Annotated in this window: 23 protein-coding genes and 1 tRNA gene; 10 read left to right on the forward strand and 14 right to left on the reverse strand. The window is 34.0% G+C overall.

What is annotated here, in order from left to right; genetic code table 11:
- Positions 1 to 118: 118 nt before the first annotated feature.
- Together LG402_RS14510 and galE are read right to left on the reverse strand one after the other, a co-directional pair.
- Positions 119 to 1,174: a UDP-glucose--hexose-1-phosphate uridylyltransferase gene (locus LG402_RS14510; protein WP_227335821.1), complete on the reverse strand. Its 1,056-nt coding sequence runs from the start codon at positions 1,172 to 1,174 to the stop codon at positions 119 to 121.
- Positions 1,175 to 1,219: 45 nt separating this feature from the next.
- Complete coding sequence (gene galE, locus LG402_RS14515) at positions 1,220 to 2,236, reverse strand: UDP-glucose 4-epimerase GalE (RefSeq protein ID WP_166540836.1); 1,017 nt, start codon at positions 2,234 to 2,236, stop codon at positions 1,220 to 1,222.
- Between the two features lie 579 nt (positions 2,237 to 2,815).
- Between galE and ghrB the strand changes: the two genes are divergently transcribed.
- Positions 2,816 to 3,775, forward strand: coding sequence for a glyoxylate/hydroxypyruvate reductase GhrB (gene ghrB / locus LG402_RS14520; RefSeq protein WP_166540837.1), 960 nt, complete (start codon positions 2,816 to 2,818; stop codon positions 3,773 to 3,775).
- 75 nt (positions 3,776 to 3,850) lie between these two features.
- On the opposite strand, the gene LG402_RS14525 is transcribed toward ghrB, so the two are convergent.
- Positions 3,851 to 4,765 (reverse strand): cation diffusion facilitator family transporter, encoded by a 915-nt coding sequence (locus LG402_RS14525; RefSeq protein WP_227335822.1) that lies wholly within the window; start codon positions 4,763 to 4,765, stop codon positions 3,851 to 3,853.
- Between the two features lie 535 nt (positions 4,766 to 5,300).
- On the opposite strand from LG402_RS14525, the gene LG402_RS14530 reads away from it, so the two are divergent.
- Positions 5,301 to 5,738, forward strand: coding sequence for a universal stress protein (locus LG402_RS14530; protein ID WP_023581562.1), 438 nt, complete (start codon positions 5,301 to 5,303; stop codon positions 5,736 to 5,738).
- 86 nt (positions 5,739 to 5,824) lie between these two features.
- On the opposite strand, the gene eco is transcribed toward LG402_RS14530, so the two are convergent.
- The gene (eco, locus tag LG402_RS14535) at positions 5,825 to 6,304 is read right to left on the reverse strand and encodes a serine protease inhibitor ecotin (RefSeq protein ID WP_166540839.1); all 480 of its coding nucleotides are present in this window, start codon (positions 6,302 to 6,304) and stop codon (positions 5,825 to 5,827) included.
- 264 nt (positions 6,305 to 6,568) lie between these two features.
- Between eco and LG402_RS14540 the strand changes: the two genes are divergently transcribed.
- Together LG402_RS14540 and LG402_RS14545 are read left to right on the forward strand one after the other, a co-directional pair.
- Positions 6,569 to 6,784, forward strand: coding sequence for a DUF465 domain-containing protein (locus LG402_RS14540; protein WP_166540840.1), 216 nt, complete (start codon positions 6,569 to 6,571; stop codon positions 6,782 to 6,784).
- Positions 6,785 to 6,895: 111 nt separating this feature from the next.
- Entirely contained in the window at positions 6,896 to 7,135 is a 240-nt protein-coding gene (locus tag LG402_RS14545; RefSeq protein ID WP_109407408.1) for a YecH family metal-binding protein, read from the forward strand.
- Between the two features lie 119 nt (positions 7,136 to 7,254).
- Here LG402_RS14545 and LG402_RS14550 read toward each other — a convergent pair whose 3' ends face one another.
- Positions 7,255 to 7,500, reverse strand: a complete 246-nt coding sequence (locus tag LG402_RS14550) for a DinI-like family protein (RefSeq protein ID WP_162556965.1) — start codon at positions 7,498 to 7,500, stop codon at positions 7,255 to 7,257.
- A 178-nt stretch (positions 7,501 to 7,678) separates the two neighbouring features.
- On the opposite strand from LG402_RS14550, the gene LG402_RS14555 reads away from it, so the two are divergent.
- Positions 7,679 to 8,029, forward strand: coding sequence for a nitrous oxide-stimulated promoter family protein (locus LG402_RS14555; protein WP_166540841.1), 351 nt, complete (start codon positions 7,679 to 7,681; stop codon positions 8,027 to 8,029).
- Here LG402_RS14555 and LG402_RS14560 read toward each other — a convergent pair.
- Together LG402_RS14560 and LG402_RS14565 are read right to left on the reverse strand one after the other, a co-directional pair.
- Positions 8,007 to 8,564: a GNAT family N-acetyltransferase gene (locus LG402_RS14560; protein ID WP_227335823.1), complete on the reverse strand. Its 558-nt coding sequence runs from the start codon at positions 8,562 to 8,564 to the stop codon at positions 8,007 to 8,009. The genes LG402_RS14555 and LG402_RS14560 overlap by 23 nt on opposite strands.
- Positions 8,565 to 8,638: 74 nt before the next feature.
- A complete protein-coding gene (locus tag LG402_RS14565) occupies positions 8,639 to 9,154 on the reverse strand; it encodes a bactofilin family protein (protein WP_227335824.1) in 516 nt (171 codons plus the stop codon).
- A 1,182-nt stretch (positions 9,155 to 10,336) separates the two neighbouring features.
- Here LG402_RS14565 and LG402_RS14570 point away from each other — a divergent pair.
- Both LG402_RS14570 and LG402_RS14575 read left to right on the forward strand, forming a co-directional pair.
- Entirely contained in the window at positions 10,337 to 11,173 is an 837-nt protein-coding gene (locus LG402_RS14570) for a helix-turn-helix transcriptional regulator (RefSeq protein ID WP_166540843.1), read from the forward strand.
- An 84-nt stretch (positions 11,174 to 11,257) separates the two neighbouring features.
- The gene (locus LG402_RS14575; protein ID WP_227335825.1) at positions 11,258 to 12,133 is read left to right on the forward strand and encodes a T3SS regulon anti-activator ExsD domain-containing protein; all 876 of its coding nucleotides are present in this window, start codon (positions 11,258 to 11,260) and stop codon (positions 12,131 to 12,133) included.
- A gap of 63 nt (positions 12,134 to 12,196) precedes the next feature.
- Here LG402_RS14575 and LG402_RS14580 read toward each other — a convergent pair whose 3' ends face one another.
- Both LG402_RS14580 and LG402_RS14585 read right to left on the reverse strand, forming a co-directional pair.
- Positions 12,197 to 15,013, reverse strand: a complete 2,817-nt coding sequence (locus tag LG402_RS14580; RefSeq protein WP_227335826.1) for a sugar transporter — start codon at positions 15,011 to 15,013, stop codon at positions 12,197 to 12,199.
- A 5-nt stretch (positions 15,014 to 15,018) separates the two neighbouring features.
- Positions 15,019 to 15,516, reverse strand: a complete 498-nt coding sequence (locus tag LG402_RS14585) for a hypothetical protein (protein ID WP_227335827.1) — start codon at positions 15,514 to 15,516, stop codon at positions 15,019 to 15,021.
- A gap of 439 nt (positions 15,517 to 15,955) precedes the next feature.
- Here LG402_RS14585 and LG402_RS14590 point away from each other — a divergent pair, with 439 nt between their 5' ends.
- The 3 genes from LG402_RS14590 (at position 15,956) to LG402_RS14600 (ending at position 17,722) form a co-directional block, all read left to right on the forward strand.
- Positions 15,956 to 16,504, forward strand: coding sequence for an NADPH-dependent FMN reductase (locus tag LG402_RS14590; RefSeq protein WP_166540847.1), 549 nt, complete (start codon positions 15,956 to 15,958; stop codon positions 16,502 to 16,504).
- Positions 16,505 to 17,012: 508 nt separating this feature from the next.
- Positions 17,013 to 17,222, forward strand: coding sequence for a sigma-S stabilization anti-adapter protein IraP (locus tag LG402_RS14595; protein WP_072069219.1), 210 nt, complete (start codon positions 17,013 to 17,015; stop codon positions 17,220 to 17,222).
- A 296-nt stretch (positions 17,223 to 17,518) separates the two neighbouring features.
- Positions 17,519 to 17,722: a hypothetical protein gene (locus tag LG402_RS14600; protein WP_166540848.1), complete on the forward strand. Its 204-nt coding sequence runs from the start codon at positions 17,519 to 17,521 to the stop codon at positions 17,720 to 17,722.
- 417 nt (positions 17,723 to 18,139) lie between these two features.
- On the opposite strand, the gene LG402_RS14605 is transcribed toward LG402_RS14600, so the two are convergent.
- The 5 genes from LG402_RS14605 to prfB form a co-directional block, all read right to left on the reverse strand.
- A complete protein-coding gene (locus LG402_RS14605) occupies positions 18,140 to 19,690 on the reverse strand; it encodes a methyl-accepting chemotaxis protein (RefSeq protein ID WP_166540849.1) in 1,551 nt (516 codons plus the stop codon).
- Positions 19,691 to 20,063: 373 nt separating this feature from the next.
- Positions 20,064 to 22,328, reverse strand: coding sequence for a TonB-dependent receptor domain-containing protein (locus LG402_RS14610; protein WP_166540850.1), 2,265 nt, complete (start codon positions 22,326 to 22,328; stop codon positions 20,064 to 20,066).
- A 355-nt stretch (positions 22,329 to 22,683) separates the two neighbouring features.
- A tRNA-Gly gene (locus LG402_RS14615) sits at positions 22,684 to 22,757 on the reverse strand.
- Between the two features lie 164 nt (positions 22,758 to 22,921).
- The gene (lysS, locus tag LG402_RS14620) at positions 22,922 to 24,436 is read right to left on the reverse strand and encodes a lysine--tRNA ligase (RefSeq protein WP_166540851.1); all 1,515 of its coding nucleotides are present in this window, start codon (positions 24,434 to 24,436) and stop codon (positions 22,922 to 22,924) included.
- Between the two features lie 8 nt (positions 24,437 to 24,444).
- A protein-coding gene (gene prfB, locus LG402_RS14625; RefSeq protein ID WP_166540852.1) for a peptide chain release factor 2 occupies positions 24,445 to 25,543 on the reverse strand; the annotation gives its coding sequence in 2 pieces (ribosomal slippage) (positions 24,445 to 25,467 and positions 25,469 to 25,543; 1,098 coding nt in all).
- Positions 25,544 to 25,592: the final 49 nt, after the last annotated feature.

The raw sequence follows: 25,592 nt of genomic DNA on the forward strand, positions 1-25,592 counted from the left end.
CTTAAAATTAAGTAATAAAATCCCACCACATCATTATGTAAATAATGAGATGTTTGGTTTAATTTATTTGGTGCGCAAAAAGCAGATTAACTAAAATACCTTGCCATATTGCAGGTTATTAACGTTGCTCTTTATAATGAATGTCACTTAATTGACGTAAATTATTTGCCGCTTGTTCTGGTGTTAGGTCTCTTTGCGATTCCGCCAGCATTTCATATCCCACCATATATTTACGCACAGTGGCTGAACGTAATAATGGCGGGTAATAAAGTGCATGTAATTGCCAATGATCGGTATTTCTGCTGTCTTTAAAAGATGGCGCAAAATGCCACCCCATTGAATAAGGGAAAGAGCAATGAAATAAATTGTCATAACGGCTGGTTAGTTTTTTCATTGCAATAGCCAGATCATCGCGTTGAGCGCTATTTAACTCACTCATTCGACGAATATGCGTTTTAGGTAATAACATTGTTTCATAAGGCCAAGCTGCCCAATAAGGCACTATTGCCAGCCAATGCTCAGTTTCAACAACGGTTCGGCTTGCGTCTTTACATTCAGCATCAACATAATCAATTAATAAATTACGCCCGTATTTTTCAAAATACGTTTTCAAATGTGTATCTTTTTTCGCTAATTCATTAGGTAAGAAATCACTCGCCCAAATTTGCCCATGAGGATGCGGTTGGGAACATCCCATTGTTTCACCTTTATTCTCGAACACTTGAACCCAAAGGTATTCTTTACTGAGCTCTTCTATTTGGTTATCCCAAGTATCGACAATTTTACGTAAGCTACTTAAAGGCAATTCAGGTATTGTTTTTCCATGATCAGGCGAAAAACAGATAACGCGACTAATTCCTCTTACTGCTTGTGTTTGAAATAAAGGATTTGATGAAGGATCAACATCATATTCATCTTGTAATAACGCGGAGTGATCGTTATTAAAGACATACGTTCCGGTATAATCTGGATTTTGATCACCAGAAACACGTATATTATTTGGGCACAAATAACAATGCGGATCATAAGAGGGAAGGGTCACAATCTGAGGTTTTTCATCTTTACCATTCCAAGGTCGTTTCGCTCTATGAGGTGAAACCAAAATCCACTGATCAGTGAGTGGATTATAGCGACGATGAGGATGTTCAACAGGATCAAAAATCAGTTTTGACATAACCTTCTCTCTTATTTATTCAAGATTATCTGAATACTGTAAATCTTATTTCAGATAACCATTTGGGTTTTGTGACTGCCAACGCCAAGCATCAGCAGCCATATCATCAATTGAACGAATGGCTTTCCAATGCAAATCTCTCTCTGCTTTTGCGGGGCTTGACCAACATTCAGCGATATCACCAGGGCGGCGAGCTTGTAGTTGATAAGGGATCGGTTTACCACTGGCTTTACGAAATGCTTCAATCATTTCTATCACGCTCGTGCCGTTGCCCGTTCCTAAATTATAAATATGAAGACCCGCTTTTTTACCTAATGCATTTAACGCAGCGATATGGCCATCCGCCAGATCCATAACATGAATGTAATCACGAACGCCTGTGCCGTCTTTTGTTGGGTAGTCATTACCAAACACAGCAACGTGTTCACGACGACCAATAGCGACTTGAGAAATATATGGCGTTAAATTGTTTGGAATACCTTTAGGATCTTCTCCCATCGTGCCTGATGGATGGGCACCAACAGGATTAAAGTAGCGCAGTAAACTGATAGACCAGCTCTCATCAGCAACATATAAATCAGATAAAATACGCTCAACCATATATTTACTGGTGCCATATGGATTGGTTGTACCACCAACAGGTGAATCTTCATTAATAGGTACAGATTGAGGATCTCCATAAACCGTTGCTGATGAGCTAAAAATAATACTTTTAACACCAGCATCTCGCATACAGCGCACTAACACCAATGTGCCATTAACATTGTTGTCATAATATTCAATCGGCTTTTGAACAGATTCACCTACTGCTTTCAATCCCGCAAAATGAATAACAGATTGAATTGTATGTTTAGCAAAAATTGATGCTAATAATTGATCATTACGAATATCACCATTGTAGAACAGTGGGCGTTTACCGGTTAATGCTTCAACGCGGTTAAGCACTTCTTCATTCGCATTGCTAAGGTTATCTAAAATAATTGGGGTCATACCAGCTTCAATCATTTGAACGCAAGTATGACTACCAATATATCCCATGCCACCTGTCACTAATATTTCCACATTCACCTCTTTTGATTCAATTCAACGGAAAAGAGCAAGACGGTTTCTGTTCACTGACACAGAGTTTAACAAGATCAACAAAATAATTTCGTGATCAAACCGACATTTAGTGTAAACGTTTACACTCTTTTCGCACACGCTTATATTTTATAAAAACCTTAATTTAGAATTGTATTACAGCAAGTTAATAAAGCATGTAATACATCTCACCTCTTTATCACTAAAAACAACACCTAGTAAAAGTAAACGATTACATCCAAATTAATCTGTTAATTACATGATAAAACTGACATTCAATACGTTTTATCATACCTTATTAAGCTCCCCGCTAATATGTTTAAGCGGAGTAAGAACACTCCCCCTCTAGATAATTCGGGGAAAAACGAGTCAACGACTACATACAATAATCACCATTAATAAGCACATTGAATATATACTCTAAATAATTCAAGTCACAGCTAGGCGACAAGTAAATGAGTTGCTAGGAGCATGCATTAGTATGTGACTAGTGCGAATAAACGTATGTAGTTTGAAGTATGACGAGTATTGAAGTATGACAAGTATTGAATGGAGAACATAATGAAACCGATTGTCTTGCTCTACCAAAATCTACCCGAAACACTGTACAAAAAACTGTCTAACTTTGCTGATATCAAACAATTTAATACGCTCTCTTTAGACTCGAATGATTTTCGTTCAGCACTTGCCAATGCTTCTGGATTACTAGGCGCTGGTGGCAATATTGATAAAAATTTTATAGACCACGCCCCTCATTTAAAAGCGGTTTCAACCGTTTCGGTTGGCTATGATAATGTTGATGTTAACGCACTAACTAAACGCAATATAAAGCTAATGCACACGCCAACCGTACTAACAGACACCGTTGCTGACACTATGATGGCATTAGTGCTTGCTGTATCAAGACGTATTCCAGAGCTCGCAGATAATGTTAAACAAGGTTTATGGGTTAAAGGTATCACACCAGATTGGTACGGTACTGATGTTCATCATAAAACCATGGGTATTCTTGGTATGGGCCGAATTGGTAAAGCATTGGCACAACGCGCCCACTTTGGTTTTAATATGAATATTCTTTATCACTCAAGGACAGAATATACTGATGCAAATGACCGTTTTGATGCTAAGTATTGTGATTTAGATACGCTACTACAGCAATCTGATTTTGTGTGTATCACCTTACCATTAACACCAGAAACACATCATTTAATAAGCCAAAATCAATTTTCGATGATGAAGCCCGACGCTTATTTAATTAATGCAGGTAGAGGAGCTGTTGTTGATGAAAAAGCATTAATTAATGCGCTAGAACAAAAAGAAATTGCAGGTGCTGGGCTTGATGTTTTTGAAACAGAGCCACTGTCGCTGTCATCACCTTTATTGAGCATGAAAAATGTGGTTGCCGTTCCACATATTGGATCTGCGACAAAAGAAACTCGCTACGCAATGGCCGAATGTGCGGTAGATAATCTGATTGCGGCACTGAGTGATAACGTAAAAGAAAACTGCGTTAATTTCTAAAGTAGTAAATAGATCTTTTTGAGGTACAAAAAAGGTAATGGAAATTTACCATTACCTTTTTATTATATTTTTAATTTAAGCGGGATCTACGTGAGCCATCACACTTAATATCTGCTTATTTTGCAAAACATTATTGCGAGCACTAACGACAATCTCATGGCTTTCGCTAACAGTAAGATCCCCTTTTATTTCAAGATGTACATCTACCAATAAATAATCACCTGAACGGCGGGTTTTTAAATCATGCACACCTTGCACACCTGGGGTTGTAATCAGTTTCTGTTTAATTTCTTCCAAGGTTTCTTCGTCTGCCCCTCTGTCCATTAAATCTTGCAAGGCTTGATAAGTAAAACGCCATCCCATACGGCCAACAAATAAACCTACAATTAATGCTGCAAGCGGATCGAAGAGCTTAAATCCTGCAAGACTACCAAGAATACCAATAGCAACAACTAATGAAGAGGCGGCATCTGAGCGCGCATGCCATGCATTCGCGACCAGCATATTAGAATCTACTTGTTTAGCGACACCAAGCATGTAACGAAAAAGCCCTTCTTTGGCCGCTAACGCTAATAAAGCAACATACAATGCAACGCGATGGACTTCAGGAATAGTTGAGGGATCTAAAACTTTATGGATTGCAGAAACCACCATGCCTAAGCCGACAATTAATAAAATAGTTCCAAGGATAAGTGAAGCTGCGTTTTCATAACGCAGATGACCATAAGGGTGATCTGCGTCAGGTTGTTTTTGACTGCCTTTATTAGCAATTAAAACAACAAAATCAGCAATAAGATCAGAAAGTGAGTGAATACCATCTGCAATTAAGCCTTGAGAGTGTGAGAAAAAACCTACGGTAATTTGCCAAATGGATAAAAAAATATTAACAAAAACGCTCACTAACGTGCTTTTTTTAGCTGCTTTAAACTTTTCAGACTGCGTATTACTAGCCCGATCCAACTCAATATCATCAATGTGATTATGTGTCATAATAATAATCTTATTTGGTTTTAAATAGCCTACTCTATTTATAATAGCTAAATAGAGTTCCATAGGTTATTTCAGGTTCCATAACTCATTGGTGAGGATAAAGGACGACTCTGAATAACAATCCAGTTTAGGGACTAAGATTGCTGTCCAGACATCATATTGAGATGTCATTACCTATTAATATGCCATATTTAATTCTTTATGTCTCTTATTTTTACTAATAAAATCTTATAGATACAGAACAATAATATAATTGATAATCATTCTTTTATGCATTTTCTCTTTGAGAACAAGGTAAAGATTTTTTATTTTTAAGACGATATTATTAATTGCTTTTCTGTCAGTAAGTTAAGGTGTATAACTTATTTTAATTATATTTTTGATATTATTTCAGCCAGTATTTACTTTTTTATGATTTATAATGTAAAGCAGTAAATAATCATTCTCACTCTTATTTAAAACACAGATCACAGCTATTTTTCACTATTATGTAATAATAGTAAATATTTTAAACTAACGCTAAGTGAGGTTTGTAATGTATAAGAAAATCCTAGTTCCTATTGATATTTTAGAAGATGAACTTTCTCAGGAACTGATCGCTCACATTGAACAAATTGCAAAGGTGGGTAAACCTGAGATCCACTTCCTCACCGTTATCCCTAACGCCGAACTTTTCTTTGGTATTGAATTTGCGGCTATTCCTGAAAAATTCAAAGATTCATCAGAACGCACTCGTCTTGCTTTTGTCGCACTACAAGAAATGATCAAAGATGCGAAAATTCCTGATGAGCAAATTATATGTAATGTGGGTGTTGGTAATGCAAAAGATGAAATTTTAGAATATGCCCGCCACATTGACGCTGATTTAATTGCGATTGCTTCGCATCGACCTAATGTTTCATCCTACTTATTAGGTTCAACAGCATCATCTATTGTACGTCATGCAAAAATGTCAGTTTTAGTTATCCGTTAATCTGTCACTTCAATAATAACAAAGCCCTTTGTTTCAATAACAAAGGGCTTTTAGTAAATTAAGGTCGTTTTAAATAAAGCTAGCTGTTATTTTTTAACTGAATCTTGGACAGTATCAGCAGCAGACCAAATACGGTATTTCACATCAACGTCTTTTGGTGCATAAATAACAATAGGTAATTTGCTGTTATAACGAATGAAGGCATCAGAGCCCATATTGGCCTGAACAAAAGCATCTTTCTTCGTGTTATCCGCACAACCCATCATAGTAGACATTGGGCCATTTAAATCACTAACAACATAATAGCTATAGCCCCAACCTTCTAAATTCTTTTCATCTAGTTCAGCACCAAACCACTGATGATTACAATCTACTTTTAGCTCTTTACCAACGATTAGCTCAACTTGGTAATTACCTTCATTATCTTTTTGTTCTAACTCGATAACATGACGAACTTGATTTTCTTGAGCTTTAGGATAAGGCGCAACTTTATCTAAACTGTCGGTAGCTTGTGCACACGCAGATAAAGACATAGCTGCTACTAAAGATAATATTACTTTGTTCATCACTTTCTCCATTTTTACAGCGAACACTTCGCTGTTAATAAAATTAGTCAGATGTTTTTATTGCTCATTATCTGAATACTAATATTTTTAGTGCTTGAATGCTAACATCTTAGTAAATATCACTATGAGAGGATAATTCTGAATGTTTTAAAAAGAAAAATCATGTTTTTTTATGAAATGTAAATTTGTGATACTCCACCATGCAGATATCCAATCTATGATTATACTGAAATAGAGACCCAATTTCTTTTCATAGGAGGTTATATGTTCTCAGATCAACAAACCCTTGTTTCTCAATTAAGAAACAGTGATCCTCGCTTTCAGGCTCTCTACGATAAACATCATCGACTCAATCAAGAAATTGCAAAATTAGAAGGCCCTAATGGAGCAGGCTATAATGATGAAGTGGTCAAACTAAAAAAAGAAAAACTTCATCTCAAAGATGAAATGCAAAAAATACTTCAGAGAAGTGAAAAATAATGTTCTTTTTAAAGCGATGATAGATGTCATCGCTTTTTATGATTAAAAGCAAAGATATCACCCCATAAAGATGCATAATTAATGTATCTTTTGTTTTTTTAGGGGTTCAACATGTCATCGATCCACGGTCATGAAGTTTTACAAATGATCCTTTCTTCAGATACCGCTTTTACCAAAGCGTCACTTATTGATGCTATTCATCAGCAATTTGGCAATGACTCTCGATTTCATACTTGTTCAGCTGAAAATATGACAGCAACTGAATTAGTTGATTTCTTAGAAAAGAAAGGGAAATTTATTCCTGCTGAAGGTGGTTTTACGACAAGTGAAAATAAAATTTGTCGCCATTGATAAATATACAATTTAAAACTCGATTGCCAGTGATTTCCTTTTCTAGTTAATGTGCTTTTAACTTTAAAAAATAAAAGACCATTATTTCTGGCAATCGTAAGGACTTTATTTATTGAACTTTAATCATCATCTGTTTGTAACCAAGAATCATCTTCCCAAACACTTTGAATAAGTTCCATAATATGTTCGTGCTTAGTTTCATCTTTTATGCCTGTAACTTGAATTGAGTTCATGCTACTAAAAGCGATACGAAACTGCATATCTGGGTATTCTGGAATGATCTTTTTTCTTAGTTCGTGTTCTAAAAGCGGAAATAATGAGTCGGTTATCTTAGATTGTTTATTAAATAAAATTTCCACACGCATTGGTTTCACCATTTAAAGGCAAATAAACTGTATATAAATACAGTATTATATTCTAGGAAAAAAGAAAAGCCTTTTTACTAAAATTTTTTCATCATTGTTCATTAAATAATTTTTTAGCGTCTCTATAGGCTTAATGATAAGATGCATAATAAATACAATATTGCTAAGAGAGAAAGATATGTCAGGAAAAAGAATTTCTCGTGAGAAACAAACCATTCAAAAAATGGTTTCTCTTTATGCAAAATCACACTCTGAAACCGACTCAGATTATTATCAAAAATTAATCGATTACGCCTACAACAGATTAGATAAATGTCGCTATGGTGAAGACAAACCCGCCTGTAAGCAGTGTCCTATCCATTGTTACCAACCTATAAAAAGAGAAACCATGAAACAAATCATGCGTTGGGCTGGTCCACGGATGCTGATTTATCATCCAATTTTGGCAATACGTCATCTTATTGATGATAAAAAACCGGTACCTCCGCTTCCTGAAAAAAAGCGTACTATTCGTTCAACTGAAAAATAAAGTCAGATTTATTCAATCGATATAAAACATGTTCCGCTAAAGGGTGAGTTTTATCTAATGCGGGATGAAAGAAGTTATCAAATTGATGCATACCTAATTTTTGCATCACACCTTGAGACGGAAGGTTTGGAACAGCGGTAAAAGCAACAACTTCATCTAGTTTCAACGTTTCAAAAGCAAATTTAAATACAGCTAAAGCGGCCTCATAAGTATATCCCTTACGCCAATGCTTTTGTCCTATACGCCAGCCAATTTCTACACAAGGACTAAAAGGTAAAGAGGCAGCTGGAATATTTAACCCAACAAAGCCAATAAATTCTTGGATTTCTTTTAATTCAACCGCCCACATTCCCCATCCATTTTGCTGAATAAATTTTTCACGGATAGTCTCAACCATTTTATCGCTTTCTAATTGAGATAAAGTGCAAGGAAAGTAACGCATCACTTCAGATGAGGAGTTAACTTCATAAAAAAATGGCGCTTTATCACTTTCACGCCATTCTCGTAAGTGTAGTCTAGGAGTCTCTAAATTCATCGTTATTCTCTATTTATACAGAGTTAAGGTAATATCGATAAAATAGGACAAGCAAAAAATAATGAAAAGAAGACTTATTTTTTATTTTCTTTTAGTTGGTTTTCTACAGGTGCCGTTACTTTATCTTTATTTACATTAGCACTTTCTTTGATTGAAACCACTCGTTGTTGAGCAACGGATTTAGCTTGATGTTCAACTTGCTCTGATTGCCCTGTAAAAATACCACCACGCTTAATAGACATACTTCCACAACGACTGGTACCACGTAACTCACCATGCTCTAAAATATCTAGATTATTTGCAGCACAAATGCCTTTAACAAAACCATCAATAATAATATCAGGCGCAGTTAATTCACCTTCAACTTGTCCTGCATGCATAACACGAATAACACCATCTTTGACATTAATATTTCCTGATACTTTACCCCAAATTTGGATATCGCCATCGACATTAATATCACCTTGGAATACCGTTCCTTTCGCAATAATAGTATACAGTTTCTGCTCTGGCATCGGTTTTTTCTCTTCTGTTATGACTGGTGTAACAGGTTCTGCTACTTTTGGTGTTTCAGTTTTACGACTAAACATAGCGGTTTTTTTTAACCTCAAAGTCATGGAATAAATAATAATGCTAAAAATTAGGATCAAGATAATCAAAAACTCTCCTGCCATTTTAGAACGCCAAAAGGCGATTAATGCAAGAGTCCAAATTATCCATATCCCACTAAATATAATATTTCGCAGTGTCCGCTTATTCTCCATAATTAGCTATACCCTACCTCCCTGACAATAAATACACTTATGCATTCACTATTTTAATAAATTTACGCTAAGCATGATGCCAGTAATAAGGCTATTATTACCTTTTAGTTTATTGATTTGTCCCTTAAGAGAAATTGCATAAATAGAATAAAGCTATAAAGCTATTTATTTAAATAACCCAAATTTAATGTAAGTAACTTGTGAAAACATCACTCTTTTTTAGATAAATATTTTTTAATACAAATTAACATCATATGTACATACTTATCTTTTTATTTAGAAAAAATATTTAAACTTAACAAACTCTTCTCTATTTGCTTCTACTGAAAATCTGAGACTATAGTCGCATAAATGAAAAGCAGTGAGAAAAAGAACTACCTCTTCTTAATAAGAACAAACTTATTTTTTATTAAATTTTTGTTTTCCATTTTATAGAACTTATAAAAACGCAAGTTATAATAACGGAACGTTATTTAAAATAAATGAAATTAATTTAATTTAATTTAATCTTAAGTTTTCTTACACACAAAAAACGCTCAATTAATCTAAAAAAACAGCAACAAATCGATATCAAATAAACTACAATTAAAAAACAAAGAATATAGTTACATTTTAAATACACTTACTATCTCTTTACACTGTAAAGAAAAACAATAAATCCAACTATTTGTTATACAATACATTTAATAATAAAAAAATAAAGTGTAAATTATTTATTACATAAATATGTTTAGCATCCTTTATTGTTACTGATTAAATTTTTTCTATCTTTAATTTTCTTTTGCAAATCATTAATAACATCTTAAAATCAACAATGCTCCTTATCTTAAATTAGCAATAGAAATTCAATGTCTAATATCTAAAAAAAAACCACATCAAATTAAAGAAAACATTCTTTTTTTTATTTTTAATAGCATTTAAATAATAAAGAAGTGTTTTTATAAATACTATTATATTTATTTTTATAAAAACACAGTGATACTTATATAATGATTTTTTGGGCGAAAAATGAATACCATACAATGTGATAATAAAAACCAATATGATTGCTTGATTCAAAAGAAATCTTATTTTTATCCACAATATCAAATACTAGAAAATGAACAAAAAGCACTCTTTATAATACGAAAAAACACACTTATTTTACAAAACTGCACTGATACAGTAACAGTTAATCAAGATCAGATTATTTTTTTACAGCAAGGTAATTACACAATAAAAACACCCGCTACAGAACCAGCAGAGATTATTTACATACCTCTCTCTGATGATTTTTTAAGAGATTTCACATCAAAATACAATGATATTCTGAGTCAAATAGAAAGAGATGAAGATTTTTCGAGTGCATTTATCTGTTTCCAAAATTCGCCTCTTATACAGTTTTGTAGTAATGGTTTTGAATATATTACTATTCACTCTTGCCCTGAAACATTTACACAGTTACGAATTGAAGAACTTTTAATCCTTTTGCTTTCAACAGAACAAGGCTCAGATTTAATGGCATTATTGCGCCAACTCAGTCACCGCCAAATCGATCGCTTAAAACTGTTTATGGAAAAAAATCACTTAAAAAATTGGAAACTCAAACAATTTGCTCGTGAATTTGGTATGGGATTAACAACATTTAAAGAGCTTTTTAACCATGTCTATGGAACGTCCCCAAGAACATGGATTTGTGAAAGAAGGATCATTTATGCACATCAGTTACTACTTACCACTGAAATGAGTATCGTTGATATATCAATGGAATCTGGTTTTTCAAGTCAATCTTACTTTACACAAAGCTACCATCGTCGTTTTAACATGACACCGAGCAAAGCGAGAAATCTTAGATTAAAATTATAAAAAATCCGGTCGATTATCATAATATAAAAAAGCCATTCATCGTTAGAATGCTTAGAATTTATTCTTATGAGTGAGTTGTATATCGTGATAAAAGAAAATAAATTTCCTCCCCAACCTCATTATTATGACTACTTAGCATTACTAAAAAAAATGATGGCTGGCAATGATAAAAAAACTGTAGATAGACTATTTAACCTACAGTTTTCTTTGCATATCAATGAAAATATTACTAACGAATACAATATAAACGAGCAACAGATAAAAATATTATCTCGCGTACTATGCCGTGAAAGTTTAGATAGCTTATTACAATCCACTTGGTTTTTACGGAAAAAACATTGCTTTATCGCTATTACTAAAGAGGATATTCGCGACATCATTGAGATTTCCCGTTCTTTTCATCCACCGCGGTTATATTCTGCTTTTACTGTAATGGATTGGGATCAGTCATTAAGAGCAACCGTTAATATCAATGAGCATATGCGCTTAATTCAAGCCATTATAAAACCACTTTTTATTTGGTGGGCTCAACATATTACACCTCAATTATTCACCCTTTATGAAACAAAAAAAGAGCTTGAGCTTCAAATTAAGCAATGTGAAAACATTAAGTCATTTGAAAAAAAACAATTATCAAATATAAAAGACTCTTTTCTATCTTTAGATGATATCAATATTAAACTTAGTACAGATAATGTTAGATTGATTGTCATTAATGACTTATTACAAAAAAGTATTCAGTTACTCTTAGAACATTGGGAGACCGAACCAGTCTTTAATATTGAAATAACTAATACATTAGATTATATACGTAATGTGACACCGAATTCTGAACTATTAAAACCTTTATGGGAGATTTTAAATAGTATTCCAGAGGCTCCTGAAAATTGTCATATACTAAAACATTGGTTATTAGAAAGGGATCTTTGTTTAAAGAATGATCTATTTTTATGGAAATAAATAAAAATCAGCTCTTCTTTTAAAGAAAAAAGAGCTGATACTATCATTTAATCATTTAATCATTTATTTAACGTCTAAAACTTCAATTGTCACAATAGACATTGATTCCGGTGGTACTTGTCCAGGAACACCATTTTTCCCATAGCCACCACCTGGTTTTATATAAATTTTAGCTTTACCATTGATACCAGCTTTAGCAATAAAGGTATTCAGTGGTAATGGTAGTTGGCGGTAAGGTAAAGTAAGTGGTTTAGCTTTATCATAATTAAGCGTTACAGTCCCGTCAGTTAACTCTTCATGCATCGTAAATATAACCGTTTTACCTGCAATTGAATCAACAGGTTTACCCTGTTTTAAAATTTTAAAATAGGTATTATCGTCATACTGTATATAATTTTGTTTTTGAATCTCAGATAGAATAGACTTATTGCGTTGAGCATTATCTTTACCAATAATTGAATAAGCATAAGCAAGTTGCCCTGCGATCATTTGCCCTTCACCTGCTATTTTCTCAAGCTGCTCTTTCAATGTTTTATTTTCTTTTAATACATTGCTTGTCTCAGTATTAGCTTTCGCTAATTCAGCTTCTTTTGCCTTAATTTTCTCGTTTAATTGCGTACTCTTTTCTTCTAAAGATTGAGTTAATGCACGTTGAGTTTCAAGCTGTTTAGTGATATCAAGCATCTCTTTTTGGGTGTCAGCTAATGTCTTTTCTTGCTGTTTTGATTGCCCAATTGCTTCTGTTTGCTGTTGCTTTAACACACTAATTTGCTGTGTGCTTTCTATATTTTGTTTTTCTAATTGTGCTTTTACATCAGCTAATTGATTACTTAATTTATCAACAGCATTTTGTTTTTCAGTAAGCTGCTTTTCCAATAATGCAGAGGCCTTGGCACTTTCTGTTTGGCTCACTGTTAATTGTGCTAATGCAATATTACTTTCTTTAAATTGCGTATCTAATGCTTGATATTTAGCTGACAATTCATTTTGTGCTTTTTCTAATTTAGAAATTAAATTATTTTTATCTGTAATTAAATTATCAACCGCTTTTTCACCTGCAGATAAGTTTTTTTTCAGGTCAGCTAATTCTGTTATTTTACTCTCTAATTGTAATTTTAATTCTGGTATAGCTTTCAGCTTTTCATCAGCCTGCTCTTTTTGCTGTTGAACAGCTAAAAGTGATTTATTAAGTTGAGTTTGTTCTTGGTTATTCTTTTCAACTTGTGTTTTTAATTGTGCGATCTCTTGACGTTGTTCATCAACAAGTTTGTTATTAGCATCTTGTTGTTTTTCTGCATCTGCTACTTTTAATGCAAGCTCTTTAGATAAATCTTCACGTTCTGATGTAATTTTCAATAATGTACTTTGTAGTTTCTCTATCTCTTTTTTCGCAGTATTATCTTTTAATAAAGATTGTGCCTGCACAAACTGAGATTGAATATCTTCTTTTTCTTTTTTAATGGTTGCTAATTGGCTCTGTACATCAGCCAGTTGCTTGGCCAAATTAGTTTGTTCATTGGTTATTGTCGATAACGACTTTTCTAATGCTATTATTTCTTTATTTTTTACAGCTTCTAGCTTGGCTAATTCTTGTTCTTTTTGTTCACGACTACCTTGGAGTAATTGTTCAGCTTGTACATATTGAGCTTGGACATTTTCTTTTTCTTGCTCGATTTTAGTCAATAATGTTTGTTTTTCATTTAATTGACTTAATAGTTTTTCTTGTTCGGCTTTCGTACTCTCAAGTAACTTTTGTAACTTATCAATTTCTTTTTTAGCACTATCATCTTTTAGTAGCGCTTGAGCCTGCAAATACTGAGATTGTAATTGCTCTTTTTCTTGCTCAAGTTGAGTAAACTTCACTTCTAAATTTTTAAGTGTTTCTGATTGTTTTTCGAAATCTTGTTGTTGTTTTGCTAGCTCTGTGTTTTTTGCAGTTGTTGCACTTAACACGTTTTCTTTATCGGCTAATTGCTTAATTAATAAATCACGTTCTTCTTTTGTTTCTTTCAGGTCTGTTTGTAGCTTGGCAACAGCTTGTTTCAATGTATCATCATTGAGTAAGTTATTTGCAGTCGCTAATTTTTCTTCTGTTTCAGCCAGCGATAGTTCCAATTGCTTAATTTGGTTATTCGCATTTTGAAGTTTTTCTAAATGTTCCTTTAACGCTAGTGTTTGCTCTGTATATTTCTGATACAGAGTTTGATATTTATTTCTTGTGTCGGCTAAACGATTCAACAACGTTTTATTAAAAAGAGGTTGTTTATGATCGAGCACAGAGCGATTAAATTGATATACAAAATGGAAAGGAATTGCAGTCACAGAATAAAATGTGCCTGGAATAATATCTAATAATAAATTTTGATTTTGTTGAGGTTTTGAATAGCTTTCTTTCGAATAAAGCGCTAATGGATTATAGACCGTCGCATTATTTCTATACTGATATCGATTAAGATCTTCGGGTGTAAACTGAGGTTTAATCGGAACAAATGAGAGTAATGGGGTCAAATAACGAGTATTATCACTCTTAAATTTAGAATAATCTGAAGGTAAGACTGGGCAATTTTCAGCCAGCGTGATATCAGGTGTCTTTACAGGCTCGACAACCTGATTATCTATTTCTGCTGGTGTAGAAGGCTTAACTCGTTGCTCTGGCTTGTTTTGTTGAGATACCGTTGTTGTACGGTTTACTCCACGATTAGCCTGACCAGTTCTCGTTGACGATGAAATTGTAGCAGATGTTTTAGGCTCAATTTTAATTGGCTCTTGCGTTTCAAAATAACGATCAAAATCTTCAATAACAGAATTAAACTCATTATTGGCAAACGACAGTGTTGGAAACAGCATAAAAGCGAGACAAACACTCTGCTTTAATTTCATAGTAATTATTCACCTAGTTTTTTCAATGTCGAATTAACTGACATAATCGACAGATAGCGAACTTTTGCACACAAAACTTCTGTTTTTGATTCAATACTCATTTTTAGTAAATCTAAGCTATCTTTACTTGCAGTACCTTGAACACTACGGTACATCGCATTAATTTCACTAATTTCTTTAAATGAACTCATCATGGATTGATAGTCCGATGGAGAAAAAGTTTTTAGAGAATCAAGTTGTTTAATACAAGCGCTTTGTGGTGCTAATCCTAATTTTCTTGCATCTACGCCACTGTCAACAGCCCCTGCTGTAGGTGTCATAGAAATCGGTTGTGCTGTTGCTACTGGCTGAGTCACAGCAACGGGCTGTGTTGCTGGAGCTTGCGCCTGTGCTGGCGTCTCAACTGGACGTGTTTGATCTGACCAAACACACCCAGACAAAGCGAGAATGCTGGTTGTTATAAATACAGCAAGGACATTCTTTTTATTTTGTAATAAGGACATCATTTTTCCTTAATCCCGATCAGACTTAAATAAGAGCATATGAGTTGTCGCATTTTAAGCCATTTTATTATAATTTTCTATTACCTACTGCATACTAAATAAATAGGCTAACACTCAAGGTTGCAATGAGTGCTCCTATCATTTCATTTATTTTTTCTCAAAACACTACCTACATCACACTAAAGATGTCATTTTTTGAATATCGGATTTATTTAGTAAAAATGTTGTCATATAAACTGGTTATTTTTTATTTCAGTAAAATAATACCAGATAATAATAAAAATAATAATACTAATTTTATCATTTATTTACACCATTTACGTGTGAAAATTAAGCTTATATTTTGTTATCGTTCTTTAACGACTAAGATAAAATCAAGAAATGAATATCAGATATTGTCACTGATATTTTTTCTATCCTTCAATATAGGAGAACTAAAATGAATCATTTTAAAATAGGTATTGTTGTCGGAAGTTTAAGAAAAGATTCGTATAATAAACAAACAGCAAATGCATTAGTTAAGTTATTTCCTAAAGAGTTTAGTCACGAATTTATCGATATCGGTAATCTTCCTCTCTATAATCAAGATGATGACAATAATACACCTTCTGTTGTTATCAGTTTCAAGCAACACATAAAAGAGTGCCAAGGCATTATCTTTGTCACACCAGAATATAATCGTTCTATTCCTGGTGTCCTCAAAAATGCGCTTGATCAAGCATCTCGCCCCTATGGAATGAATGCTTGGGATAAAATTCCTGCGGGTATTATCGGTGTTTCAACCGGTAATATTAGTACAGCTATAGCACAACAGCATCTACGTAACTCGTTATCTTTCTTAAATATGCCGACCTTAAATCAGCCTGAGTGTTATCTGAAGTGGTATGATGGGATGGTTGAAGATGGAGAATTTTCTGAAAAAACAGCACATTTTATGCAAAATTGGGTTGATGCTTATGTCGCTTTTGTAAAACAAAATAATCAATAATCAATACCACTAAAAAGAGCTTTGTTTTTAATACATGGCTCTTTTTATTTTCATTTTTTGACCATTAAAAAAAATAAAGTGTTCTATTTCTCATCTATGAATAAATCACCACTGATAGAAGTTTTAATATTTACTGAATAATATAACCACCTCATTTTAATATTAAACAACACATCAAGACTAATTTAGACCATCCTGAAAAGACACGCATTACAATTATAATGAAAATGCTTACTATATAAACAAAAGTAAAGTAGTTTAAATAAAAACAGAGACAAGATCAAAATACACCACATCGCTCAGTCACATCAAAGTTCGAAAATATCAATAAACTTCTATCGATATTTATTGGTGGAATTTAGGATTTGATAATTATTTCTAATAATTTATATTAGATTAGAATATTAGGCATAATGTGCGATACATCTCTAAATAATATGCTTCCATAATTGTGATAAACAAAAAAATTACCTATATTACTCATCCATTAAATACTGGCAGGTAAACCATGGATAAAAATTTAAAAGAAATTGAGTGTGAAATTGCGGCACTGAAAATTGTTATCAAATCTTTACTTTCCACGCTAAGTGATAAACAACGAAGAGATATGCTCGGCAATATATCTATTGTAATTGAAGATACATCAAATCGATATCCTCAGCTTAATGAAGTTATTAACTTAACAGAGCAATATGTAAAAAAACTCACTCAAGCTTAGTAAAGAGAGTTATTCAAATTTATATTTCCCAAAATATTATAGGGTGCATATTGCATCCTACTTATTTTGTTAAATAGAATATGCTTTAATTTCTTCCTGTTAATATAGCATTAAGTGAAATTTATTAACTTATTGCTCCCTAGCTCAAATATTCCTAATTTTATTTTTCAGCAAAAACATCACAAAACCCTTGTTCTTTTTGACTGATTTATTTTTTCCTTGGTTTTACTTAAACAATTAATTAATATAAAAAATAATTAATCATACAGTAATATAGCATTGTTTTTGAGGGTCATATGGAAAAAAAAGTTATCAATATAGAGTATGAAATTGCAGCATTAAAAGTAGTATTAAAGGCATTGTTATTGACTTTAACAGACAAACAAAAAGAAATCGCAATTCAAGATATAAACAAAACCGTCAATGATGCCTATATCAATCATCCTCAATACAAAGATGTTATAACCAAGACAGAACAATATATAAAAAAAATGATCTAAAAAGTTGGCGCTATATCATCCATACACCTCTTTTTATTATTATTTATTTTGAGGTAAATTATATTAGCGCCTTTAAAAAATTAAAATCATCTTAAAGATAACGTAATCAATGATTGATTGATTGATTATAAAAAACAAAATAGAAAATATTCTGTAATTTATTAAAAATAAAATAAATGAATTAATTCCTTATAAATAGCCTATTTTATAAAATTTTTTTAACTTTCAGATGGATTGAGAAAAATTATCATCATATTGATACTTCATCAATGACTGATTGGTTAGCTGATTGAGTAAATATCTTATCAATATTGAATAAATATAGAATAATATATATACCTTTGTTTATTTCATCTATGCGCCTAACGAGTAAAAACTTACCACCTTAGACACATGATTTATGGACGTATTTTGATATTAATGATGCACTAGATTGAATTTTTTTACTGATAATTGTAGTTCTTCGGTCTGTCTTTCTAACGAAATGGCAGCTGCTGAGACCTGTTCAACCAAAGAGGCATTCTGTTGTGTTACGCCATCCATTTGAGTAATTGCTACACTCACTTGACCAATTCCTTTACTTTGTTCCTCTGATGCAATAGTGATTTCTTTCATTATTGAAGTGACCTGCTTTACTCCAGTCAAAATATCTTCCATTGTTTTTTCCATATCACTCACTAAACTGGCACCTTTTCTTACACGCGTTGTGGAATCAGCAATCAGGACTTCAATCTCTTTAGCGGCTTTTGCGCTATCTCCAGCTAAATTGCGCACTTCATTAGCGACAACCATAAATCCTCGCCCATGAGCTCCTGCTCTTGCAGCTTCAACTGACGCATTTAAAGCCAGTATATTTGTTTGAAATGCAATGTTATTAATGACAGTGATGATATCTGCTATTTTACTTGAACTGTCAGAGATCCCATCCATTGTTGTTACAACTAATTCAGCTAATTCATTACCTTTTTCAACAGTCACTGATGCGACTTCAGCCAATTCTCTCGCTTGATAAGCATGTTCCATATTTTGGTTAACGGCAGCTGTGATTTCTTCCATACTTGCGGCTGTTTGCTCTAGTGCCGTCGCTTGTTCTTCAGTACGAGACGCCAAATCATTATTCCCTTTGGCAATTTCAGATGCACCTCGATAAATACTGTCACTTCCCTGACGGATAGTGCTTACTGCCTCATGTAAACTATTTTGCATTCCATTCAATAATGGTATTAATCGCCCAGCACAGTTATTACCAAAAGGCTCGAGTGGCTGACTCAAATCACCTTCTGTAATTTTCACAAAATGTTGGCGAATACTTTCGAGTGGTTTTTGTAACATTGACACTAAATAACGATCAGTTAGGATCAGAATAATTCCTCCTAAAATAGCGCTAATGATAATAACGATTTGTGTCACTTCGATAAGCTCATCCACTTCTGCAATGGTTCTATCAATTTTTATATTTGCGGCATTATTAAAGTTTTCACTCACATTACCCAATTCACGGCTCAACGTAGGCGTTACATTTTTTGCATGGTGTTCATATTGCTCAATAGTGCCATTGAGCGCTAACTCCATTTGCTTTTTTACTCCTTGCTCAAAAAGCGTTTGCCATACATCCATTAGCTCTTTTGATACTTTTGCATCCATCGGCCCCGGAGAAACAGATTTCATATATTCAATCTGTTTTTCCATGTTCTCCATTGCGATTTGTGCTTGTGCAAAGTCAACTTCTTTACCCTCTGCTTTTTGTTCAACCAAACGATTAAGCCGCGAAGTAAAACGAAAGTATTGGTCATTTCCCTGACTGAGTGCGGCCATTTGCTTTATTATTTGATTATCAGCCCGATTGCCTTCAGATATTTGTGATAGTGACCATGCGCTATAAAGACTCACACTGCCAAATAACACACATAAAGCCCCCAGTATGATTATCATCATCAGACGAATAGTAATGTTACGAAGTTTCTGCATCGAATTTCTCAACTAACAAGATAAAGTAAGCCCAATAGGGCGTAATGTACTCTTATCGACACTTTTTCAATTTATTTTAATTTTTTACTAAAGTTTTTTATAAATTGGTTTTTTATTTTCTATACATAAAAAGAGTTAGTTAAGAGAAGCAAAAATGTTACTTATGTATCATTTTTTATAATTTAATATAAAAAACAAAAAACACCGTAAAATCAACTAACTATAAATTTAGTGACTTAAATAACAAATAAGAAGTGTTAAAGAAATAAAAAGATAATTTGGGGAGGAAATAAATTTTGGAATATTCTTAATTTAATCAATTAATAAAAAACACCTCAAGTTATACGTGACTTGAGGTGTTCGTATTTAATAGTTAGAAAGTGGTTTCTATCCCAAATCTAACAGTACGTCCTGGAATTGGCATATAAATAACCGTACCAGGATCAAATGTATAACGATCCGTTAAGTTATCAATATTAAATGTGAAGTTGATGTTTTTTCTTAATGCGTACTTACCAAAAAGATCGACAGTCGTTGATGAGTATAATTTCTGAACAGGAGCAGCCGCCGTTCCAACTAACCATTTTTGAGGATAATCTTTTCCTGAATTATAACGAACCCTAACACCTGTTTGTAATTTTTGATCAAACATTTTGATACCCGCAATTCCGGAGAAAATTTTCTCTGGTGGTATTCTTGATGGCGATAATCCCCATGCAAAGCCAACAGAATTACAGGCTGATTCAAGACGACCTAATTCCATTTCAGCTTTTGAACATAAATTAGCTTTATTATAGAAAGTCGCATCAACGGAACCGAAAAGATAATTTGAATCATATTTTAATTCAACTTCATAACCTGATAATTTAAATTTATCGTAATTCTTAGTAATAACGTAAGACTCAGGATAATATCCACCATTTGGATTTACCCCTTGAGAAAGATAATTCTTAATATCATTGTTGAAATAAGCAATACGTAATGACGTATTATCTTCATCAAAAATAAGATTATCTTTATCTAAATGGATACCGACTTCGAAAGATCGTGCATTTTCAGGTTTAATCGGATACTTAGGGTTATAAGAATATGTTTGATCTGATACAGAGCTTTCAAATAAACTTGGTTCTCTATAAGTATCTGAATATTTACTATAAAGATCTAAGTCTGGTGTCACATGGAAACGGATCTCACCAAAGAAATCATTTTTAGGCCCATATGTTGTTGTTTTTCCAGCGATATGATCTTCAACTTTAAATGAATGAATACGCCAACCGCCCAATGTATCAATCCATTCACCTTTATAAGCAATATTGGTAAACAATGAGCTCGTTATCCCTTTTGCATTCCGATTTGCAGGAGGAAGCTCTTTACCTGGCGTTGTACCCTCAGGACTCCAATTAGATTCATATCTTTTGGTTAATGGTTTTGTCGTTTGGGTCATATACTCAATACCATAAGTGATATCTATTGGCTGATTCGCAAACTGAGATGTATTTTCTATATTAAAACCAATACGTTCATCATTGTATTTATGTTTATATTGATTTCCATTATGAGCAGTAACATCATCCGTTAAGCCATTTCTTTGATTAAATCTCCCTTTTGTCCACCAAACACCGACATTCATATCCACTAGAATCGATTCTGGTTTATAAGAGTAATTTACAGATGTTGTATCTATTTTGGCGCTACCGAGTGTCCATTGAGACATTTTTCCATCATATTGATACCAATAAGCGGCAAGAACTTCACCCGCCTTTTGTTCATGGTGACGATAATTAATTTCTAGGCTGGAATCAGCATTAAAATAGATATTGGATTTCAATAAAGTTGACTGGCTTTCATAACTGGTATTAACGACTTCCTGACCTGGTTTAATCGGCGCATCCGTCTGTTTATATTTATCATACCCATGTTTACCCGCAATAAAGTTACCTTGCGTACGGTCACTATAAGCGATTAAAAAGTCGAATTTATCATTTCTATATGCCACACCAGCAGTATAAGAACCATTATTAAAATGTGTACTTTTTAAATCTGTTGATGGCTGATAACTACCTTCATTTTCTTCACTCGAACTCACTGTTGGTCGCACATTATTATTATAGAGACTGCCTTTAAACAGAAAGCCGACTTGATCCCCTTGAGGGATAATGCTATTTGCTGAAATCGTTTTTAACTTAACGGTTCCGCCTATCGCTCCCCCAGAGAATTTACTCATGGAAGCGCCTTTTTCTATTTCAATAGAATCAATTAAGTCTGAATCAATATATGTTCGGTCTGCACTTCCTTGATAACCTCGCCAAGTATTGGTTGATTGTAGACTTCCATCAATAATGATAGGAACACGGCCATTTCCTTGTAATCCGCGAATACCAATATCAAGTGCCCCAGCTTCATTTCTAGAGTTATTGCTTTGAAGCGATGTTTCATTAGCAAAGATATCTGAATTAGTCGTTCCTCTTATCGTACTAATGTCTTTTGTATTAATATGCTTAATATCTGTTTTAGTTTTATTTGCGGTAACAACAAGTTTGTCTTCTTGATTTGCTGGCGTATTTTGGCTGGCTAAAGATGACGTTGATGTGCATAAAATAACCAAGGTTATTATATTTTTCTTTGCTTGAAATATCATTTAAGTAATGCCTTTCACTTATCAACTATCAATCGTTTTATATCATCAAGTAATTTGATGAATGTTAAAAACCCATCTGTCATTTATCTAATAAATTTGAATAACTATTAGCTTTTTGAACAATGAATGAAAACAAAATAACTATATTATTTATAGGGTTATATTCCTTTAATGGCTTATTTTGGGAATAGAAATATACTCCAATGATAATAATTATCAATATAATAATAACTATTATTATCATCTAGTTAACATTTAGATTTTTATTCTGAACATTTGGCTTATTGGTTTGATAAAATAAATGAAAATAGGATTTTAATAGTGAGTATTGAGATGATATTGAGGGAAGATAAGTTGGAGCGGGCGAAGGGAATCGAACCCTCGTATAGAGCTTGGGAAGCTCTCGTTCTACCATTGAACTACGCCCGCAGTTGGTTTTTCCAATTATACGCTCACCTAATCGAACAGCAATCCCCTTCTTATTTAAGTGATTATTTAATCATCATGAAAAATATAAACTATTAATAATAAACATAAAAAAGCCACCTATTGGTGGCTTTAAATTAATTATTATTCTAATTAAGAAGTAACAATTATTTATTAGGACGCATTGCCGGGAATAAAATGACATCACGGATAGTATGACTATCAGTAAATAACATTACCATACGGTCAATACCAATACCTAAACCTGCTGTTGGCGGTAATCCATGTTCTAATGCCGTAATATAGTCATGGTCAAAGAACATAGCTTCTGCATCACCGGCTTCTTTTTGACGAACTTGATCTTCAAAACGTTCAGCTTGGTCTTGTGCATCATTAAGTTCTGAGAAACCATTACCAATTTCACGACCACCAATAAAGAATTCGAAGCGGTCAGTGATAAATGGATTATCGTCGTTACGACGAGCTAATGGTGAAACTTCTGCCGGGTATTCAATGATAAAAGTTGGTTGAATTAAGTGGCTTTCTGCAACTTCTTCAAAAATTTCACACTGAACACGGCCTAAGCCCCAGCTTTTCTCAATCTTAATACCAATAGATTGGGCAATAGCAACTGCTTTATCCATATCATCAAGATCAGCCATTACAGTTTCTGGACGATATTTGCAGATAGCTTCTTTCATGGTTAATTTGGCAAATGGCTTGCCAAAATCAAACTCTTGGTCGCCGTATTTCACTAACGAAGAACCCAGTACATTTTCAGTTAATGTACGGAATAATTCTTCCGTTAATTCAATTAAGTCACGGTAATCTGCATACGCCATATAGAGTTCCATCATAGTGAACTCTGGGTTATGACGCGGTGATACACCTTCATTACGGAAGTTACGGTTGATTTCGAATACGCGATCAAAACCACCGACAACTAAACGTTTTAAATATAACTCAGGTGCAATACGCAGATACATATCAATATCTAACGCATTATGGTGAGTAATAAACGGACGCGCACTTGCTCCACCAGGAATGGTTTGCATCATCGGCGTTTCAACTTCCATAAAGCCTTTGTTCACCATAAATTGACGAATACCCGCCATAACTTGTGAACGAATTTGGAAAGTTTTACGTGATCCGTCGTTAGAGATCAGATCTAAATAACGCTGACGATAACGCATTTCTTGGTCAGCTAAACCGTGGAATTTATCCGGTAAAGGGCGCAGTGCTTTAGTTAATAAACGCACTTCTGTACAGTGAACACTTAATTCACCTGTTTTCGTTTTAAAAACACGACCACGAGCACCTAAGATATCGCCAAGATCCCATTTTTTAAATTGCTCGTTGTAGATGCCTTCTGGCAAATCATCACGAGAAACATAAAGCTGAATGCGACCACCCATGTCTTGCAATGTAGCGAAAGATGCCTTGCCCATAATACGGCGAGTCATCATACGACCTGCAATAGCAACTTCCACATTCGCTGCTTCTAACTCTTCTGCACTCATTGCATCATACTTTTGATGTAATTCGTCAGACAGTGCATCTCTGCGGAAATCATTTGGGAATGCGTTACCATTATCACGTAAAGCGGATAATTTTTCGCGGCGTGTTTGCAGTTCGTTATTTAAATCAGGTGCCTGCTCCGCACCTTGTTGCTGTTGCGACATGTTTTTCCTCACAGGCCCGCTTTTAAGCTAGCTTCAATAAATTTATCAAGATCACCGTCTAACACTGCTTGTGTATTACGCGTTTCCACACCAGTGCGTAAATCTTTAATGCGTGAATCATCAAGAACATAAGAACGAATTTGACTACCCCAGCCAATATCGGACTTGTTATCTTCCATTACTTGCTTGTCTGCATTTTTCTTCTGCATTTCTAGCTCGTATAACTTTGCTTTCATCTGCTTCATTGCCTGATCTTTGTTCTTATGCTGAGAGCGATCGTTTTGGCATTGAGTGACAAGACCTGTAGGAACGTGGGTTATACGTACCGCAGATTCTGTTTTGTTAACGTGCTGTCCACCCGCACCTGAAGCACGATAAACGTCAATACGTAAATCAGCTGGATTGATTTCAATATCAATATTGTCATCAACTTCAGGGTAAATAAAGGCTGAGCTAAATGAGGTATGGCGGCGACCACCTGAATCAAATGGGCTTTTACGAACTAAGCGGTGAACACCTGTTTCTGTACGTAACCAACCATAAGCGTACTCACCAATAATTTTGATAGTCGCTGATTTTAATCCTGCAACATCACCGTCAGATTCTTCAATAATTTCAGTTTTAAAGCCTCTTGATTCAGCCCAACGTAAGTACATGCGCATCAGCATACTTGCCCAATCTTGCGCTTCTGTACCCCCAGAGCCGGCTTGTAAATCAAGGTAGCAAGCCGCACTGTCATATTCACCTGAGAACATGCGACGGAATTCTAATTGCTCAAGCTTTTTATTTAACACATCTAATTCAGCAATAGCTTCGTTAAATGTTTCTTCGTCATCAGCTTCAACCGCTAATTCAAGTAAACCAGAAACGTCTTCTAGTCCTTGGTCTAATTGGTCGATAGTTTCTACAATAGCCTCAAGAGATGAACGCTCTTTTCCCAATGCTTGCGCCCTTTCTGGCTCATTCCACACATCAGGTTGTTCTAATTCAGCGTTAACTTCTTCTAAACGCTCTTTCTTGGCATCATAGTCAAAGATACCCCCTGAGAACATTTGTTCTTTCAGAGACTTCTTCAATTTGGTGTTTTACTGGGTTGATTTCAAACATGCTTTTTCGTCTTTATGTTGTTTTCAAAAACAATTGGAATAAATTTTGA

Source organism: Proteus sp. NMG38-2 (assembly GCF_020640995.1).
GTDB lineage: Bacteria > Pseudomonadota > Gammaproteobacteria > Enterobacterales > Enterobacteriaceae > Proteus.

What these genes read in the sequence shown, in the direction of transcription:
- LG402_RS14510 (WP_227335821.1), bottom strand. Translation starts at nt 1,174, where the DNA reads ATGTCAAAACTGATTTTTGATCCTGTTGAACATCCTCATCGTCGCTAT.
- ghrB (WP_166540837.1), top strand. Translation starts at nt 2,816, where the DNA reads ATGAAACCGATTGTCTTGCTCTACCAAAATCTACCCGAAACACTGTAC.
- LG402_RS14525 (WP_227335822.1), bottom strand. Translation starts at nt 4,765, where the DNA reads ATGACACATAATCACATTGATGATATTGAGTTGGATCGGGCTAGTAAT.
- LG402_RS14530 (WP_023581562.1), top strand. Translation starts at nt 5,301, where the DNA reads ATGTATAAGAAAATCCTAGTTCCTATTGATATTTTAGAAGATGAACTT.
- eco (WP_166540839.1), bottom strand. Translation starts at nt 6,304, where the DNA reads ATGAACAAAGTAATATTATCTTTAGTAGCAGCTATGTCTTTATCTGCG.
- LG402_RS14540 (WP_166540840.1), top strand. Translation starts at nt 6,569, where the DNA reads ATGTTCTCAGATCAACAAACCCTTGTTTCTCAATTAAGAAACAGTGAT.
- LG402_RS14545 (WP_109407408.1), top strand. Translation starts at nt 6,896, where the DNA reads ATGTCATCGATCCACGGTCATGAAGTTTTACAAATGATCCTTTCTTCA.
- LG402_RS14550 (WP_162556965.1), bottom strand. Translation starts at nt 7,500, where the DNA reads ATGCGTGTGGAAATTTTATTTAATAAACAATCTAAGATAACCGACTCA.
- LG402_RS14555 (WP_166540841.1), top strand. Translation starts at nt 7,679, where the DNA reads ATGTCAGGAAAAAGAATTTCTCGTGAGAAACAAACCATTCAAAAAATG.
- LG402_RS14560 (WP_227335823.1), bottom strand. Translation starts at nt 8,564, where the DNA reads ATGAATTTAGAGACTCCTAGACTACACTTACGAGAATGGCGTGAAAGT.
- LG402_RS14565 (WP_227335824.1), bottom strand. Translation starts at nt 9,154, where the DNA reads ATGTTTAGTCGTAAAACTGAAACACCAAAAGTAGCAGAACCTGTTACA.
- LG402_RS14570 (WP_166540843.1), top strand. Translation starts at nt 10,337, where the DNA reads ATGAATACCATACAATGTGATAATAAAAACCAATATGATTGCTTGATT.
- LG402_RS14580 (WP_227335826.1), bottom strand. Translation starts at nt 15,013, where the DNA reads ATGAAATTAAAGCAGAGTGTTTGTCTCGCTTTTATGCTGTTTCCAACA.
- LG402_RS14585 (WP_227335827.1), bottom strand. Translation starts at nt 15,516, where the DNA reads ATGTCCTTATTACAAAATAAAAAGAATGTCCTTGCTGTATTTATAACA.
- LG402_RS14590 (WP_166540847.1), top strand. Translation starts at nt 15,956, where the DNA reads ATGAATCATTTTAAAATAGGTATTGTTGTCGGAAGTTTAAGAAAAGAT.
- LG402_RS14595 (WP_072069219.1), top strand. Translation starts at nt 17,013, where the DNA reads ATGGATAAAAATTTAAAAGAAATTGAGTGTGAAATTGCGGCACTGAAA.
- LG402_RS14600 (WP_166540848.1), top strand. Translation starts at nt 17,519, where the DNA reads ATGGAAAAAAAAGTTATCAATATAGAGTATGAAATTGCAGCATTAAAA.
- LG402_RS14605 (WP_166540849.1), bottom strand. Translation starts at nt 19,690, where the DNA reads ATGCAGAAACTTCGTAACATTACTATTCGTCTGATGATGATAATCATA.
- LG402_RS14610 (WP_166540850.1), bottom strand. Translation starts at nt 22,328, where the DNA reads ATGATATTTCAAGCAAAGAAAAATATAATAACCTTGGTTATTTTATGC.
- lysS (WP_166540851.1), bottom strand. Translation starts at nt 24,436, where the DNA reads ATGTCGCAACAGCAACAAGGTGCGGAGCAGGCACCTGATTTAAATAAC.